The following is a 17,194-nucleotide window of genomic DNA, read 5'->3' as shown; positions in this document are numbered from 1 at the left end:
CTGGCCAGCGGCGCCTCGCGCAACAACCGGGGCATGCCTGAGTCTTCAACGTAGCCATTCCCACCGAGGCATTCCATTGCCTCACCAACGTATTGAGTAGTGCGCTTGCACAGCCAGTACTTGGTGGCCGGGGCACCGATGCGCTTGAATAGGCTCTCACGCGAATCGCCTCGAATAGCGTTGTCAGCCGCACCGGCTAACCGCATGGTCACCATGGTGGCGGCCTCAGCTTCCACCGCCAGGTCAGCGAGCACGTTGCGCATGAGTGGTTGTTCGATCAGGGCCGCGCCGAAAGCCTGTCGATATAGCCCATGATGGATGGCGTGGGCTAGGGCGACCCGCATGAGGGTGGCACTTCCAGTCGCGACATCCAACCGACCCATGCTGACCATATCCATGATCGCGGAAGTCCCACGGCCCTGCTCGCCAACCAACCACGCAGTGGCGCCGTCGTATTCGACTTCGCTGGAAGCGTTTGCATGATTACCGAGCTTGTTTTTGAGCCGCTGTAGACGCATCCTGTTGCGGCTGCCGTCCGGCAATACTCGGGGCACCAGGAAACAGCTGATGCCGCCCGGCGCCTGGGCCCCGACTAAAAAGACGTCCGACATCGGCGCCGAGGTGAACCACTTGTGGCCGGTGATAGAAAAGCTGCCATCGCTGTTCGGGATAGCCTTGGTAGTAAGGGCACGTAGATCGGAACCGCCCTGCTTCTCGGTCATCGACATCCCCGCGGTGATGCCAGTTTTTGCAGACGGTGTGCTCAGGCCGGGAACATAGGTGTGGCTGGTCAGCGAGGGCTCATACACCGCAGCTAGGTCAGGACTGTGCCGCAAGGCGGGAATCGCCGCGTATGTCATCCAGATTGGACACAAGATCGCTTGATCGGCCCAAACCGACACCTTGGCCGCCCGCACGACATGAGCGCCGGGCCGGCGGTCGCGCCACGGTGCAGCGTGCAGACCGTTACCAATCGCCAGTGCCATCAGCCGGTGGTAACTCGGGTCGTATTCGACTTCGTCGATACGGTGACCGTACCGATCGTGTGTACGCAAGACTGGCCGGTTGCGGTCGGCCAGCTCGCTCCAGTACTGAACCTCAGGGCTAGCACAGACGGCGCCGAATGCGGTCACCTCGTCGACACCCCATCCGCCGCCCTCGCGAATTAACGCGTCCCGAAGCGCTGGGTACAGGGCCAGATTGGGGGACCCTAGTGGCGGCGGCTGATTGCTAACACGGTGAGTACCGTAAGTTGACTGTTTAGCATCTGACGGGACGGCCTTACTCTCCATGTCTTCCTCCAGTGCGGGATAGGCTTTGATACGGCGAACGCAAGACATCGTCGCGTTTCACTCAGATCTGGTCGCCTGTGAGCAGTCATGCACAAATCGCTGCGGATTCCGCGGTTCGTTAGCGGTCGCAAGCGCAGATTGGATGTGACCCAGTCCGAGTCCTGTTGGGGCTCAACATGCTTGGGCGAGCCGCATCGCAGCGGCGACGCCTACCACAGGAGTGGTCAAGCGACCAGAATTCCAACGCTTCGAGCACTGAAGGGCGTCGATGCTCCACCACGCCCACGCGTCTGCTCGCAACGGGTCGTGCATCTGCAATATCGGTACGGCGCTGCCGAGTTTCATAACGCTCGACCCAAAATGAGCTACGGCTAACATGGCGTGAATTACCGCTAGATGCAGCTAGATTCATCTGATCTCCGACTATGTTTCCATCAACGGATGGTCTGCTTCGTTCCTGTGGCGCTGTTTCGCACCATGTCGGCGTGACGCGGCTGGCGTTAGCGAACGGGCACCACCTCAAAGAGCGCCGCGTACGGGACCCCAAGTCGGCTCCCCGTCATGCGCGCGAATGCATCCAGCGGCTGCTCAGGGATGGTTTGTGGGCCCCCTAGTCCAGCGAAATAGGCCGCGTGTGCTTTCAGCGCGGCGATGCCCGTGGCGAACGTATCGGTCACGTCAACGCCATGTGCACCGAGGGGTGAATTGGCGACGAAGATCGCTTGCACCCCGCTCCACGGTTCGAGGCCCTCGTGTACCAATTCGCGAAATACCCAGCGATTCGCGGCATCACGAACGGCATCGATGACGGCTCGTCCGGTTACCATGTGGTCGGCTTGATTACGGAAACCCGGGCCGACGGTCTCATGATAGTTGTCGGTGATCACTACCTGGGGGCGCGCCTGACGGATCGCACTAGCGATGGAACGTCGCAGTGGCAACCCGTATTCCAACACACCGTCAGCGTGTCCGAGGAACCAGACGTCGCTTACACCGACGATCGCTGCGGCCTTGCGCTGCTCCTCTTGACGCACACGAGCCGCCTCTTCCGGTGCCATTCCGTCGATGCCTGCCTCACCACTAGTGACGAGGCAGTACGTGATGTGTTTGCCCTGGGCGGTCCAACGTGCGACAGCGGCAGCGGCGCCGTATTCGAGGTCGTCGGGGTGGGCCACGATGGCAAGTGCGGTCGTCCAGTTTTCGTCAGTGGGGTGCAGAAGTTGCGGCAAATGTTGACCGCTTTGTGAGTGCACTTCAGTACCGCTCGAAAGGTGCAGGCGTCGGCTCAACCATCTCGGGGTTGGGGCCGTTCAGACGCTTCGTCCGGCAGATGCATTCTGCGAAAAGCCTTCTCTCGCTTATCGCGTGATAGAAGTCCCTCGCCCGATCGGGGTCGCTAGCTGCGAAACCCACGGGATCGATAAGTGCGAGATGGGTGTCCAGATCCGAGGCTAGGCTCGGACGCGTGTTGCTCATAACATTATCCTTCGATTCACTTGAGCTGTACAGATATCGTGAGAACACATGCATGGCATTGCCGATCATTTGCGCACCGCAACGTTGTTAAAGATCTAGCCGCTGGTGCCTGTGCAGTCGTGCCGATGGTGGTCTTTTTGGGTGGAATGCAGCCTTAAGCAGGCTGCATCGGTGTGACAGGCGAGAGTCGGTGAGGTTGCGGATGCCGTCGTTGGCCGTCCACAACCCCCGCAATCGCGCTTAGGGACTCGCGAGAGACAAACCGAGCTAGTCTCGCGCAATAGCAGGCAACTCAGAACAGAGAAGTTTTTTGTCATCGTCGGGGTGCGGAGACCCGTCATCAAAACCCATGGGGTGCAGTCCATCAGGTGACACCAAATCGAACATCGGCCGAAGCACGTATTTTTCGTTCAATTGATGGCGTATCTGTTTGGTGCCTCGCATGATCATCGCGGTAGGCAAATGATGTACCACATCGGGTGACGCACAGCTGGTGCGGCGATTGCGCTGTGTCGCAGCGGAATTCGGCGCCAAAACGCCTAAGAAGATTGATTGCGCACGTACCCTCGAGATAGCACTCGTCCTGCTTTTCATACGCGGTCAACTGGCCTGTCACGGGCAGAAGAAGCAGCACTCGGTGGCAGGGCCGCCGGGGAGCATCTTCAGGCGCCGCGGCGTGTAGGAGCCGGCCCTTTGTGCCACCGGACCACAAGTTCAGGTTTTGCGGCTACCTACTACGTCGAACACATCTGTGATGCCAACACAAACGAACCAGCGATGTGAATCAGGCAACCGACGGCCGCGGGAGACCGCCGTCGCGATCAGCGGCCCTGGACGACCGTCCGCGACGGGGTGGCTCGGCGTCGGTTGGCCATGGCCACGCGCAACATGAAGGTAGGCCGCAGCATGCGCGCTGGTGAGTCGAGCATGCCGGTGATCCTCAAGAACTGCTCGGTCACACCAAGGTCGACCTCCGCCGCGGCCATCACGCGCTCCATGTACGCATTAGTAATGCGCATGGTCCGCGGGCGTGGACCGGGGACTTGCGGCAGCATCAAGTCAGCACCCACTGCCAGCTGCCAGGCGACCCTGACCGTCTTTGCGGCCCCATCAAAAAACCGGGATGCGAGATCATTTAGCTGGCCCCGCCGCAGGCATTCGCCCAACAGTAGCGCTTCTAGTCCGGCAACCGTCATCCCTTGGCCGTAAATCGGATTGAAGCTACACAGCGCGTCGCCAACCACTAGCAGGCCGGAGGGAAACCGCTTCATCTCGTCGTAACGACGCCACCGATTCGACGGCAGCCGATGCACGGCCACCTCACCGACTGGCTGCGCATCCTGTAAGGCCTCAAGCACGTCCGGCGGCACATGACCAGCAGCCATGCACACTCGCTCGTGCCAACCCATCGGTGGCATCTCGCCGCCCATCGCGCCAACGGTCAGGATCCATTGCGCTTCCTGTCGATTCAGCGCCCATATCGTTGGCCTCTCCGGCCGCGGTGGCACCGCAATCGCGTACCTCGCAAGGTGATTCGGCGGCAGACGCACTTGTTGGCTCGCATAGACGAGCTGCACCGTCACCTCTTGCTGGCGTGGACTTCCATAACCAAGTTCCTGTAAGTAAATCGGCAGGTGAGAGCCGCGGCCGGTCGCATCAACTACCAAGTCCGCGGTGAGGCTATGACTGGTCTCGCCGGCACAGCCACGTTGCAATACACATACGCCGATAATGCGGTCGCGGTTGGCTGTCGACATCAACGAAACAAGCTGATGATTCTCGAGAAAGCTCACATTCGCTAGCGCTTGAGTCCGGTTGCGCACGGCCCACTCGAGCAGCGGGCGGCTGGGAAAGTAAAACGGCTGCCAGTTGCGCAGATAGCCTGACGCCGGCAGCTGATACTTACCTGCGAGCGCAGTGTAAACCTTGCTGATATCGCCGTCGTCCCAGACTGCCACTCCGCAATCGACCAGCTGGCCCAAGATTCCTGGGAACAATCGCTCCATGATTTGAGAGCCCCGCTGGGTTAGGAGATGCACGTGACGACCCTGAGGCACTCCACGCCGATTAGCGGGAAGTGCTGGCAGTTCGTCTCGTTCCACGACAGAGACACGCTCGAAATGGTCGGAAAGGACCCTGGCCGCCAACAGGCCACCAATGCTCGCACCTACCACCACGGCGTGCCCACGCTGCCCTGCCACACGTGTCGTCACTTGTTTGCACCTTCTGTTTGGCAGACCCGCGATTAGGCAGTGGCCAGCGCGTCGTCCGATGGCTTTGGTGGCCTGGTCTGTGGAGCCACTGCTTTAAGGAACTTCTCAAAACAAGCTGATATCACGCGATTTGTGCTGTGGCCTTCGGCACACACGGGTGGGCTGCGGGAGTGGAGATGATTACGCTCGACAGGCTGTCACGGTCGAATCTTCGCTAGCTGCTGACCCTCGGCGTCGACACTGCGCTTCGCGCAGTACAGGCGCATGCCCTAGACGTTGGCCCGTGAGCAGTGCCACATAACTCACACGGGCAAAACGACATGGCGTTCAAGCGTTCCTCTTCGCGGGCAGTGAAACGTAACCGGGAAGACAGGCGTTTCGCTGCCAAGATAAAGCGCCGCACATAGTGCGGGCACCCGACAATCACCAAGCTCGGCGAGGAGGGTGGCTGAGTTGGCTCGAGGAGCGAACCTGGACTGTAGCTCCAAAGGTCACAGGATGGGCCAGCTTATCCGGTTCACCGCTGGCCTGGACTGTCGAATCCGTGAGATGTTCTGGAAGCCAAGCATGCAAGGAACCAAAATTGACAGAACCCATTGACGGATGCGGCACGCTCGAGACCTGCGGAGGTGTACTGTCCGCGCTCGCGGCCGCTGCACGGGCGGTGGCCAGTCGGGATCTCGACCCGGTGATCAACGATCCATTCGCAGAAGTCCTCGTCCGAGCAGTCGAGTACGAACCGCTGACCCAGTTAATCGATAGCGCAACCGGATTATCTGATATCGGGGCTGACTGGTTTCCAGCCTACTTCGGCATACGCAGCAGAACCTTCGACGACTTCGCTGACGGTGCAACCCAAGTAGGCATTAGGCAAGTGGTGCTCCTAGAGCCGGGGCTGGACTGTCGCGCCTACCGTTTGGACTGGCCAGACACAACGGCAATCTACGAGATCGACCGACGCGCCGTCATCGACTGGAAACAGTGCATCTTATCGAACCTCAACAGCGCACGGTTGAGAGCACAGCACCGCTACGTGCCGATGGATGTTGGTCAGCAATGGCCCGCGAAGCTGCGGCAGGCCGGCTTCGACGAGGCTAAGCCCACCGCGTGGATCGCCGAAGGACTCTTCGTCGGCCACCCATCGGCGACTGCACAGACCAAAACACTCGACACCATTACCGCTTTGAGCGCACGAGCAAGCCGAGTCGCAGCTGACTATGTCGACACCCGAGTACCCGAGCTGGCGAGCAAAGCCATAAACGATCTCCTTAACATGTCGCGGAAGCACGATCCACTAGGCGCCCTGTGTAACGTGACTTTCCCCAAGCTTCACGACGACCTAGCACTGTCATTAGACGAACGCGGATGGATTACCTACACCGCCGACCTCGAGGAGCTATTTCGTGATGTGGGCCGGGCCGTGCCGCCCGCGGGCGACTTTCCGGAGTACGCGAAGCTTACCCGCTTCCTCAGCGGCGTCCGCACTTAGCAGGGCCCCGGATTCGAAGTCCTTATCTGAAGCACTACACCGATTTGCGATGTCTTATGAGAGGTTGCTGGCGGCCTGTTGGGCGAGCTGGGTGCGGGACTTGACGCCAATCTTGCGGTAGATGTGAGTGAGGTGAGTTTGCACGGTGCGTGGTGAGATAAATAGTTTGGCGGCAACGTCTTTGTTGGCGAGTCCTGCGCAGACAAGCCGGACAATCTCCTGCTCGCTCGGCGTTAGTGAGGACCAGCCACGGGAGGGTCGCTTGCGTGCCCCACGGCCCCGTTGCGCGTACAACAGCGCCTCTTCGGTAGACAAGGCGGCGCCCTGTGCCCACAGGGTCTCGCGCTCCAAGTGCCCCAGCGCCTCGTGAAGTTCTGCAACCGATGCCTGGTATGAGCGGTCGTAGATGGCGAATCGGATTTGGCCGGTTCGGTTCCTGATCCCTTGTGCCGCACCAAATAAACGTGCCGCTTCTTGATGATCACCGCGCTGGCCGGCCACACTGGCCAGGCACTCGAGCGCATCGGGAATCGCTAAGTAGGCGCGGCTTTTAGACGCACAGACAAGTGCCCGACGCCCGTCGGATTCGGCCTGTGCAAAGTCTGCTTGTGCCGCCGCGATGCGTGCGCGTGTAGTCAGCGCCATCGATGCGTTCACGCCGCTGGTTGCCGCAACGAATTCATCGGCGTGACGTCGGGCCGTGGCTAGGTCGCCGCTGGCCAGGGCCACCTCGGCGATCGGATTCCAGTACAGCGCCGCAAATTCGCGCCGTTGGTTTAATCGCTGTCGGGCGATCTCGCTGGCTTCGGTTGCCGCCGCGACATCGCCGCGGGCGAGGGCGGCCAGCGCCAGCCCCGCATAGGTGAACGCATCCATAAACGTGAGATCACCAAGACTCACTGCCTGCTCGACGGCAGCGGCAGCGTTGGTATGGGCGGCGGTTGTTTCACCGCGAAAGGCAAGCGCAATACTAAGGCCGAAGCGGCCGGCCATCCCGAAGACCGGATCATGGTGCGCGTCCGCGCCGGCAGTCAGCTCGTTGAATTGCTCAATCGCAGTATCGAGCTCGCCGCTATATAGGTGCGACATCGCGATGTTCCAGTTGCAATGCCGGGCGGTGAACTCATCACCGATGGCCCGCGCGATATGGCATCCCTCTTCGGCGGCGGCGCGCTGGGCGTGAGGGTCGCCCGCGACTAGCGCGGCAAACGCCTGCACTGGCAGCAGCTGGCTTAGCGCCGTGAGATCGCATAAGGACCGAGCCAAGCCGAGGGCCTCGGCGAAAGACGCCTCGGCGGTCTCCGCGTTGTAGGCCGCGACACAACACCAAGCGCTCAGCGCTCTGAGTAGCAGTGCTGGATCACCGATTTCGCGTGCCAGCTTCACGGCTTCTGTCGCGGCGCCTTTACCTGCCGGATCTACCAGAACATTCAGCATGACACGATCGGCGAGTGCGCGCGCCCGCATAGCAGGCGTCACGTTAGCGGCCTGAGCGGAGGCGTTGGTAAGGGCGGCATCGAGCCAGGCCAGCCCTTCTTGGGTCCTGCCACGTCGTCGCCACAGAGGCTGCAGGTGGGATGCCAGGGCGAGCGCCCCGTCTGGGTCGCCCTTATCGATGCTCCATGTGAAGGCTGCACGCAGGTTGTCAATTTCGGTTTCCGCGACCTGGGCGTGTTGCTCAAGTTCGGTAGGTGCCAAGGTCTCGAACATGGCTGCCAGTCCGCTGTAATGGTCACGGTGACGGGTGTGTATAGTTTCGGCCTCATCGGAGTCGCCGAGTTTTTCCTGGGCGTATTGGCGCATCGTCTCCAGCATTCGATAGCGAGTCCGATTGCGACAGTTTTCGGCAAGCACCAGTGACTTATCGACCAGTAGGCTGAGCTGCTCGAGGATGCTGTAACGCTCGAGTTCGCCGCTGCCGGCAACAACTTGCGCGGCATTGAGATCGAACCCGCCCATGAATACGGCCAGCCGTCGGAACAGCACGCGCTCTGGCTCGCTCAACAGGGCGTGTGACCAATTCAGGCTGGCGCGCAGCGTCTGCTGGCGTTCTGCTGCGGTGCGTGCACCGCCGATCAACAGGCGGAAACGATCGTGCAGCCCTTCAAGGATTTCAACTAGCGAAGAGGCGCGCACCCGGGCGGCGGCCAGCTCGATGGCCAGCGGCATCCCATCCAGGCGCTGGCAAATCTCTTTGATCACTGTGGCGTTGTCGTCGGTGATGTGGAAGTCGGGTTGTGCCAAACGCGCGCGGTCGACGAACAGCTCGATGGCCGCGCTGGCTATCGGCAGCGACGGCACGCGCCAGATGACCTCGCCGGCCACGCCCAAGGGCTCACGACTCGTGGCCAGCACGGTCAGTGCGGAGCAATGCGCGAGCAGGGTACTGATCAGCGCCGCACAGGCGTCCAGCACATGTTCACAGTTGTCCACCACGATGAGCACATGACGTGTACCGACCCACGTCGTGATCTTGTCGATGGCCGAGCGGCCTGGTTGGTCGCAAAGACCCAGAGCTCGAGCCACCGTGGTGGCCAGGATGTCGGCGCCGCTTATCGGTGCGAGGTCGACATACCACAAGCCCCCGCTGAATTCATTAACCAGCTGCGCCGACAGATGTTGCGATAATCGTGTCTTGCCGACCCCGCCCGCACCGGTCAGCGTGACCAAGCGGTAGCTTCCCAGCAGTCGGCGCACCTCGTCGATTTCCTCGTCGCGTCCCACAAACCGGGTAATTTGCGCAGGGAGGTTATGGACTCCCACGGATATGTCCGCACGCAACGGTGGGAAATCATTGCGGACCGCCGGGTGGCACAGCTGCATCACCGCTTCCGGCCGCGCCAAATCACGCAGGTGCTGCGTCCCCAAATCCATCAGCCAGGCACCGTCGGGAAGCCGATCGAGGACCAGCTCGGCGGTCGTCCTGGACAACACTGTTTGGCCGCCATGCGCCAGATCACGCAGGCGCACCGCTCGATTGATGGTGTCTCCGGCATGATTTGCTGCACCACGCAACTGCACCTCACCGGTGTGCACACCGATGCGTAACCGTATCGGTGCAAGCGGTGCCTTCTGCAGCTCCAGCGCGCATGCCACCGCATCGCTAGCCCGGGCGAAGGCCGCTACAACGCTGTCACCTGCCCCCTGCTCGACCGGGCGCACACCACCATGGCTAGCAACCGCACGACAAACCACTGCGTTCAATTTGGCGATGGCCGCCGTCATTTCGCTAGGAGCGCAATCCCATAATTGCGTCGACGCTTCCACCTCACCCAACAACAGCGTGACCGTGCCAGTCGGCACCGACTGACTCACGCCAAGCTCACTCCACTCGATTGACCACATCGGCGTACGTCGTTCAACGTGCTCCATACCCGCCACCATGCTGCGACAACGCCGGACCAGCATCGGCGAAATCGCGTATATTCCTCAGCCTGCGACCGCGTATACGGCATAGGTTGCCTACGCGTACGTGACTGCCCGGGTCCTGATCGCATTCCGTCGCACCACGCGGGCTTGCTGTCAGCCTTCGTTCAGGGCGGGAACCTGCCTTGCTCTCGAGCAATAGCTCTTTGGGTCGCAACCACTCGTCGAGTCCGGCTCCTCCCGCGATTTACGACATCGCGCAACGATTTATCGGCAATTCGACCGATGATCTTGGTCTTATCACACCGAATAGTCGAGACGTGACACGTTCGATCGCATCGCAGGGCGGGCCACCGCATCCATGACCGTTTCGACACGAATGCATCAAGGTTCCAAGGGGATGCAGTGGTGAGTTAGCCATTCGCTTCACAGCTGGGTGCGCCGTGGGTTCGTTGCCGTCGGAGGGACCTCCACCGCGATCACGACAGCCTGACAACTAAGCGTTCGATGCTGCGGCGCGGGACCCAATGGCAACGGTCGGTGGTCCTTGGTTCGAGCGCCGCCGATGAAACGAAATCCGCTCGGTCAACCCTTCACCCGTACGCGTGGCTGCGCCATCAGCGCCGCCTTAAGGAGACATTTTGTCACAACAGATGATCGCGACCAGTGCTTGCAGCGCCGCCGTGCTGTCGCCTATCACCGACAGCACCGCCCGGAACTCGGGTCTAGACCGCCGTTTTTGCAACGACGTTCTGCCGCTGGTCGCCCAGTTGCACAACCGTGCCCGACGACTGACTACTACCGCGGCAGATGCCGAGGACCTTGTACAGGAGACCCTGCTGCGCGCCTACACCGCGTTCGAAACTTTTCAAAGTGGCACCAACCTGCGGGCCTGGCTATTCACCATCATGAGCCACACATGGATTGGTCAGTATCGCGCCGCCCAGCGCCGGCCAGCTGAAAGGCTCACCGATCAGATTAGCGATGTAAGCGCGTGCCACCGCGTTCTAGGTACAGCAACGTTTTTGCGGTCCGCCGAAGCGGAAGTGCTCGACGCCATGCCGGACGGCCAGCTTGTCGATGCGCTGCGGCGGTTGTCGGTAGCTTCCCGCACCGTCATCTACCTCGCCGACGTGCATGGACTGCGCCATCAGGAGATAGCGCTGCTGATGGATACCTCCCCTGCGACGGTCGCCTCGCGCCTGTATCGGGGCCGGCGGAAGCTTCGCCAATTGCTCACCACGACTTCGGTCGGAGCGGACGTGGTCAGCAGAACATCGGATCAACACGTAGGGACGCTCCGGGCGGGGTGAACCCGCGTTGCCCTCCCCTACGGGTTTGTGACCCGCTCGTCGGCACCAAGGCGCGTTCTACAGGTCATCGTGCTGGGTCCGCTGCGCTTGATCAATCGCCCTGTTAAAGATGGCACGCCGTGCGATCGCCGGGATGCGTTGTGCGTGTCACGGTGAGATGACCGGTGCTCCTTCGCCACGGCAAAACCCCGACCCCGACCCCGACGGAAGACCACCCGGCATAAATCGCAACACCGAGTGTTGACAGCGGCTCGCACGGTTGTGCTGGACGTCACATGCCTCAATGCGAGTAATGGGCACGCTCCGCGCCTTTCCCACCGGAGAGCCCAAAAACGGGAAAGAGGCGAAATGGCCAGTGACGCAACGCGACAGCTCGGGGCGCCCGCGGACTCGAATGAGGAGCGACGTGCTCGCCGGATCCGTGAACTCTGTGCGAGTGATCCGCAGTTCCGCTCGGCAATGCCCATTCCCCAGGTGCTTGAGGCAGCACGCCAGCCTGGGTTGCGCCTCCCCCAGGTCATTGAAACCCTCGTCAAGGGCTACGCCGGGCGTCCCATGTTCGGTCAGCGCGCGCGGCAACAGGTTACTGATCCGCAGACCGGCCGGACGTCATCGCGTCTATTGCCGAGTTTCACTACACTAACTTACGGCGAGCTCTGGGCGCGGGCGCGGGCGATTGCCACCGCCTGGTGTCGAAACACCCACTATCGGCTCAGCCCTGGGGACTTCGTCGCCACTGTCGGCTTCGCCAGCTCGGATTACGTCGCTATCGATGTTGCATGCGCCTACGCCGGGTGGGTAAGCGTGCCCCTCCAGCATAATGCGTCGGTTGCTCAGCTACGTTCTATTCTCTCGGAAGCGAAACCGCGCGTTTTGGCCGTCAGTGCCGAGTATTTGGATACAGCGGTTCAAGCCGCACTCGGCGGTGAGTGGCTGCGTCACTTGGTCGTATTCGACTACTTACCAGTTGTCGACGACCATCAAGAAAGCTACGAGCGGGCCTTGGCGCTGTTGCACGCCGCAGTGATGCCGGTGCAGGTGCAGACGCTCAACGAGGTGATTAGCCAGGGCAGTGCGCTCCCGGCCGAACCGGCCTACCTGGGTGCGGATGAGGCGCGGCTCGCGATGATTCTGTATACGTCCGGAAGCACGGGAGCTCCCAAGGGCGCGATGTACACCGAGGCGATGACTTCGCGGCTGTGGACCATGTCTTTTCCAGCCGAGCCCGACGCAGCCGTATTCTCCGTCAACTTCCTTCCACTGCACCACTTGGGCGGGCGGATCGCGTTGTTAGCCTGCATCAGGGCTGGCGGAACAACTTATTTCGCTGCCGGACCGGAGCTTTCGACGCTATTCGAGGACTGGGCACTGGTTCGGCCCACGGAGCTATATGTGGTGCCCCGTGTCATCGAGATGCTGATTCAGCGCTTCCGCACCGGGGTGGACCGGCTTCGGCTTGAAGGCGCCGACGACGAGACGGCGCAAGCGCAGGCGGCCGACGAGTTGCGACAGCAGCTGCTTGGCGGGCGTGTGCTGGGCGGATTCATCGGGACCGCACCGCTGGCCACGGAGATGCGAACGTTTATCGAGTCGCGTTTACAGGTTCACCTCGTTGACGGCTACGGTCTGACCGAGGTCGGTGGCATCACCAAGGACGGCGTCGTGCTGCGGCCTCCGGTCGTTAAATACAAGCTTGTCGACGTCCCCGAGTTGGGATATTTCCGGACCGACAAGCCTTATCCGCGTGGCGAATTGCTGGTGAAGTCCACGACGTCGACTCCCGGGTACTACAACCATCCGGAGATCACCGCCGCGGTATTCGACGAGGACGGCTTTTACCGCACCGGGGACGTGATGGCCGAAGTCGGGCCCGATCACCTGGTCTACGTCGACCGTCGCAACAACGTGTTGAAGCTGTCCCAGGGCGAGTTCGTCGCCGTCGCCAACCTCGAGGCCCTCTACGCGACTGCCCCGCTGATACGCCAAATTTTCGTCTATGGCAACAGCGAACGGTCCTCCTTGCTCGCCGTGATAGTGCCGACGGTGGAGGCTCTCGCGCACTTCGACGGAGACCTAACCGCGCTTAAATCGGCGCTGCGCGACTCGTTACGTGAGACCGCCAAGGCCTCTCAGCTGCAACCGTATGAGATTCCGGTCGATTACTTGATCGAGACCGAGCCGTTCACCACCGCCAATGGTCTGCTCTCCGGCGTTGGTAAGCTGTTGCGGCCCAACCTCAACGACCGATACGGTGAGCGGCTGGAGCTCCTCTACATCGAATTGGCCGCCCTCCAGCAAGACAAGCTAGGGGCCTTACATCGGCTGGCTGATGATCTCCCGGTGATCGAAATTGTCATCCGCGCGGTCGGTTTGCTTTTGGGAACCGATCCTGTCGACCGGAACGACCACTTCACCGATCTTGGCGGCGATTCCCTGTCAGCGCTGAGCTTTTCGACTCTGCTGCAGGAGATCTTCGGCGTCGAGGTGCCGGTCGGCGTGCTCATCGGTCCAGCGAATAGCTTGCAAGAATTAGCCAACTTCATTGAGACACAGCGACAGTCGAGCTCTGAGCGGGCCAGCTTTACCCGCGTGCATGGCCGCGCGGCCGAATACCTGCACGCAAGCGATCTGACGCTGGATAAGTTTATCGACACCAAAACATTGGACCGTGCCGCGGCGCTGTCCATTCCTGCCGTCGGTGAGCCAAGGACGGTGCTGCTGACCGGGGCCACCGGATACTTAGGACGTTTCCTGTGCCTGGAATGGCTGCAGCGACTGGCCTGCAGCGGCGGCAAATTAGTGTGCCTACTGCGCGCCGGGTCCACGAACACCGCGCAGGTCCGATTAAACGCCGTCTTCGACACTGGTGACCCCGTGTTGTTACGCCGATTCCACGAACTTGCCGCCGACCACCTCGATGTTGTCGTCGGGGATATGAGCGAACCCGACCTGGGTCTGGATGAGGCGACGTGGGATCGGCTGGCTCAGACGGTCGACATGATCGTGCACCCGGGAGCGCTCGTCAACCACGTGCTTCCCTACGAGCAGCTCTTCGGACCCAATGTTGTTGGCACGGCGGCTCTTATACGTCTGGCAATCACTCAGCGGATGAAGCCAGTGAACTACGTGTCGACTGTTGCGGTAAGTATGTCCGTTCCGGACGGCGAGTTCATTGAAGACGGGGACATCCGTGTGGTCAGCCCCGTCCGCCCCAACAACGGCAGCTACGCCAACGGCTATGCCAACAGTAAGTGGGCCGGCGAGGTGTTGCTGCGGAATGCGCACGACCGGTATTCGTTGCCGGTCAATGTCTTTCGTCCGGACATGATTCTTGCGCACAGTGAATATCTTGGGCAAGTCAACGTCGTAGATGCTTTCACTAGACTTGTCTTCAGCTTGCTGGTGACCGGAATCGCACCACAGTCCTTCTATCAGAAGCGAAACGGCGAATTCCGGCCCAGAGCACACTATGACGGGCTGCCGGCCGATTTTGTTGCGGAGTCCATTTGCAAGCTTTCGGGACAGTTGCGTGATGGATTCCACTCGTTCGATGTATTGAACCCGTACGACGACGGCATCTCCCTAGACGTTTTTGTGGATTGGCTTATCGCATCAGGGCACTCAATCACGCGCATCCCCGATTACCACGAGTGGCTGACACGGTTCAGAACCGCAATGACAGCACTTCCAGAACGTCAGCGGCAGTACAGCGTGTTGGCACTGCTCGAAGCCTATCACCAACCGCAGGCACCCCTGCGCGGTGCCCCGGTACCGACTGAAGTGTTTCACGCTGCAGTTCGCGCCACGAAAGTCGGTCCAGACAAGGATATTCCGCATATCGGCAGGCCGCTGATCGACAAATACATCACCGATCTGCGGCATTTGGGATTGCTGTGAGCACCGCGTGCGCTGGCGCGGGTTCTATCGTTCACCCTGGCGACGTGATGGAACCCAAGCAATACGCCGAACGCCTCGACGCCGTTCGGGCCGCTGTCTCGGATCATGGCCGTGATCCCATGGCCATTACCCCTGCGGTGTGGCTGCCGGTCATCACCGGCCGTAGCCGCGACGACATCGACGAGGTTTTGGAGTCGACTAAGGCGTGCGCCCCGAATGCCCGGGCAGAGCTGTGTGCCGAAAGCGGTGCTCCGCACCCACTGGTGCCGACTTTCTCTGGGTCCCAGGACCTCTTGCCATTCACTATGGACGAGGATTCCGCATTGTCGTTGGTTGCGGACGTTCCGCGTTCGGTCCTGCGCGCTGCGTGTCTAGATGGAACGCCCGCTGAAGTCATCGACCGGGCCGCCGAAGGGCGTGACCACGGCGTGCGGGTACATCGTGATTATCAACATCAGCATCTTGCGGCCGAGCCTGCGAAAAGGCCTTGCCTCAGCACTGCCCTTCGGCGCGATCATGCGAGGACTCAAGAAATCGTGAAGCGCGGAATCTCTACGCTCCCCGTCTTAAAGATGGCACGCCATGCGATTGCGCGGGCTCATATGGCCGGCCATGGTGGTTACGGGTCCGCTGCACCCACGCAAAGCCAATGAAGGCAGGGAGTTGATCACATGGCGATTAGACAATATTTTTTGGACGGCCCGCTTGGCTTTGGCTCCGCTCCGCTGGGGAACATGTTCCGCGAAATTCCTGACGAGGAGGCGGCTGCGGCGGTGGATGCGGCCTGGACCAATGGGACCCGTTACTTCGACGCCGCGCCGTTCTACGGCGCCGGCCTGGCCGAGATGCGGTTAGGCGAACAGCTTGCCATGCATAACCGCGACGAATACCTCCTGAGCACGAAGGTCGGTCGCCTGATCCTCGACGAAATCGACCCTGAGAAGCGAAGTTTCGGCGAGAAGGGAGACCTGTTTCAGTATGGGCGGCCCAACCGCATTGTCTACGACTACACCGAAAACGGTGCGCTGAAGTCGATCGAAGACAGCCTCAAGCGGCTCGGCGTGGACCGATTGGACTTCGTGTGGGTGCACGACGTCGCCCAAGATTTCCACGGTGACGGCTGGCTGGGACAATTCGAGACCGCCCGCACCGGTGCCTTCCGCGCTTTGAGCCGGTTGCGTGACGAGGGCGTCATCAAGGGATGGGGGCTGGGAGTCAACCGTACTGAGCCGGTCGAACTGCTGTTGGGGTTGACCGAAGTGGAACCCGACGGCACGCTGCTCGCCGGCCGCTACACGTTGCTGGATCACGAGCATGCCTTACAGCGCGTGATGCCCACCGCAGCTGCCAAGGGTGTCGATATCGTCATCGGAGGCCCGTATAGCTCCGGAATTCTCGCCGGCGGCAGTCATTTTGAGTACGGAAAGGCGCCGTTGGAAATCACCGCCAAGGTCGAGCGCATCAGATCCATTTGCGATCACCATGGGGTCCCGATCAAAGCTGCCGCACTGCAGTTCTCGCTGGCGCACCCCGCGTCGGCGGCCGTGATCCCTGGGGGAAGTAAGCCCGAACACATCATCGAGGACTACGCCGCGCTGCAGGCGAAGATTCCCGACGACTTCTGGCACGAGATGCGCGACCAGCACCTGGTATCTGCTGAAGCCCCGTTACCCGTTGACAATTAGCGATAAGGACAGGCATGTCACAGGCAATCGCATCAATCGACGTTTCAGCACCGCCCCGGCAGGTATGGCAACTGATCGGGGGTTTCGGGTCACTACCGGACTGGCTGCCCTACATCGCTCAGAGCGAGCTGCATGAGGGGGGCCGGGTCCGCCGACTGGCAAACTCGGACGGACAGACCATCGTGGAGCGCCTCGTGACCTTCGATGAGCGAGCGCGCAGTTACAGCTACACCATTCTTGCGGCACCGTTTCCGGTGACCGACTACTTGTCGACACTGCGCGTGCATGACTCGGGCGACTCAGTGGTCTGCCGAGTCGAATGGGGCGGCTCATTCACACCCGCCGGTGTGACGGATGACGAAGCATCACAGATCTTTTCAGATATTTACGCCGGTGGCCTGAAGGCCTTGGCTAAACATTTCGACGCTCGTTTGTTGTAGATCAGAGGTCTGTCAGCCGATAG

10 protein-coding genes are annotated in these 17,194 nt (G+C 61.0%); 6 read left to right on the top strand and 4 right to left on the bottom strand.

Going from position 1 to position 17,194, the window contains the following annotated elements:
* The 3 genes from A5622_RS08950 to A5622_RS08940 all read right to left on the bottom strand — a co-directional run.
* Positions 1 to 1,292, bottom strand: a 1,292-nt coding sequence (locus tag A5622_RS08950) for an acyl-CoA dehydrogenase family protein (RefSeq protein WP_066877946.1), incomplete at its 3' end; no start/stop codon positions are given.
* A gap of 500 nt (positions 1,293 to 1,792) precedes the next feature.
* Positions 1,793 to 2,581, bottom strand: coding sequence for a PIG-L deacetylase family protein (locus A5622_RS08945; RefSeq protein ID WP_232002165.1), 789 nt, complete (start codon positions 2,579 to 2,581; stop codon positions 1,793 to 1,795).
* Positions 2,582 to 3,589: 1,008 nt separating this feature from the next.
* Positions 3,590 to 4,750, bottom strand: coding sequence for an NAD(P)/FAD-dependent oxidoreductase (locus A5622_RS08940; protein ID WP_156752897.1), 1,161 nt, complete (start codon positions 4,748 to 4,750; stop codon positions 3,590 to 3,592).
* A gap of 814 nt (positions 4,751 to 5,564) precedes the next feature.
* Between A5622_RS08940 and A5622_RS08935 the strand changes: the two genes are divergently transcribed.
* A complete protein-coding gene (locus A5622_RS08935) occupies positions 5,565 to 6,470 on the top strand; it encodes an SAM-dependent methyltransferase (protein ID WP_066859826.1) in 906 nt (301 codons plus the stop codon).
* Positions 6,471 to 6,524: 54 nt separating this feature from the next.
* Here A5622_RS08935 and A5622_RS08930 read toward each other — a convergent pair whose 3' ends face one another.
* A complete protein-coding gene (locus A5622_RS08930) occupies positions 6,525 to 9,842 on the bottom strand; it encodes a LuxR C-terminal-related transcriptional regulator (RefSeq protein WP_232002166.1) in 3,318 nt (1,105 codons plus the stop codon).
* Positions 9,843 to 10,477: 635 nt separating this feature from the next.
* Here A5622_RS08930 and A5622_RS08920 point away from each other — a divergent pair.
* The 5 genes from A5622_RS08920 to A5622_RS08905 all read left to right on the top strand — a co-directional run bounded on the left by A5622_RS08920 (position 10,478) and on the right by A5622_RS08905 (position 17,171).
* Positions 10,478 to 11,149, top strand: a complete 672-nt coding sequence (locus A5622_RS08920; protein WP_232002167.1) for a sigma-70 family RNA polymerase sigma factor — start codon at positions 10,478 to 10,480, stop codon at positions 11,147 to 11,149.
* A 348-nt stretch (positions 11,150 to 11,497) separates the two neighbouring features.
* Positions 11,498 to 15,046 carry a carboxylic acid reductase gene (car, locus tag A5622_RS08915; protein ID WP_066877929.1) on the top strand — a complete coding sequence of 1,183 codons (3,549 nt, stop codon included), beginning with the start codon at positions 11,498 to 11,500 and terminating at the stop codon, positions 15,044 to 15,046.
* 44 nt (positions 15,047 to 15,090) lie between these two features.
* A complete protein-coding gene (locus tag A5622_RS29035) occupies positions 15,091 to 15,699 on the top strand; it encodes an LLM class flavin-dependent oxidoreductase (RefSeq protein ID WP_156748698.1) in 609 nt (202 codons plus the stop codon).
* Between the two features lie 18 nt (positions 15,700 to 15,717).
* Positions 15,718 to 16,731 (top strand): aldo/keto reductase, encoded by a 1,014-nt coding sequence (locus A5622_RS08910; protein WP_066859838.1) that lies wholly within the window; start codon positions 15,718 to 15,720, stop codon positions 16,729 to 16,731.
* A 14-nt stretch (positions 16,732 to 16,745) separates the two neighbouring features.
* A complete protein-coding gene (locus tag A5622_RS08905) occupies positions 16,746 to 17,171 on the top strand; it encodes an SRPBCC family protein (protein WP_066859841.1) in 426 nt (141 codons plus the stop codon).
* The last annotated feature ends 23 nt before the right edge of the window (positions 17,172 to 17,194 follow it).

It is taken from the genome of Mycobacterium sp. 1245801.1, assembly GCF_001673055.1.
GTDB lineage: Bacteria > Actinomycetota > Actinomycetes > Mycobacteriales > Mycobacteriaceae > Mycobacterium > Mycobacterium europaeum_A.
The sequence above is the reverse complement of the archived record's forward strand: the minus strand, read 5'-3'. Positions and strand labels throughout refer to the sequence as shown.

Coding starts and splice junctions, on each gene's coding strand:
- A5622_RS08910 (WP_066859838.1), top strand. CDS start 15,718: ATGGCGATTAGACAATATTTTTTGGACGGCCCGCTTGGCTTTGGCTCC.
- A5622_RS08930 (WP_232002166.1), bottom strand. CDS start 9,842: ATGGAGCACGTTGAACGACGTACGCCGATGTGGTCAATCGAGTGGAGT.
- car (WP_066877929.1), top strand. CDS start 11,498: ATGGCCAGTGACGCAACGCGACAGCTCGGGGCGCCCGCGGACTCGAAT.
- A5622_RS08905 (WP_066859841.1), top strand. CDS start 16,746: ATGTCACAGGCAATCGCATCAATCGACGTTTCAGCACCGCCCCGGCAG.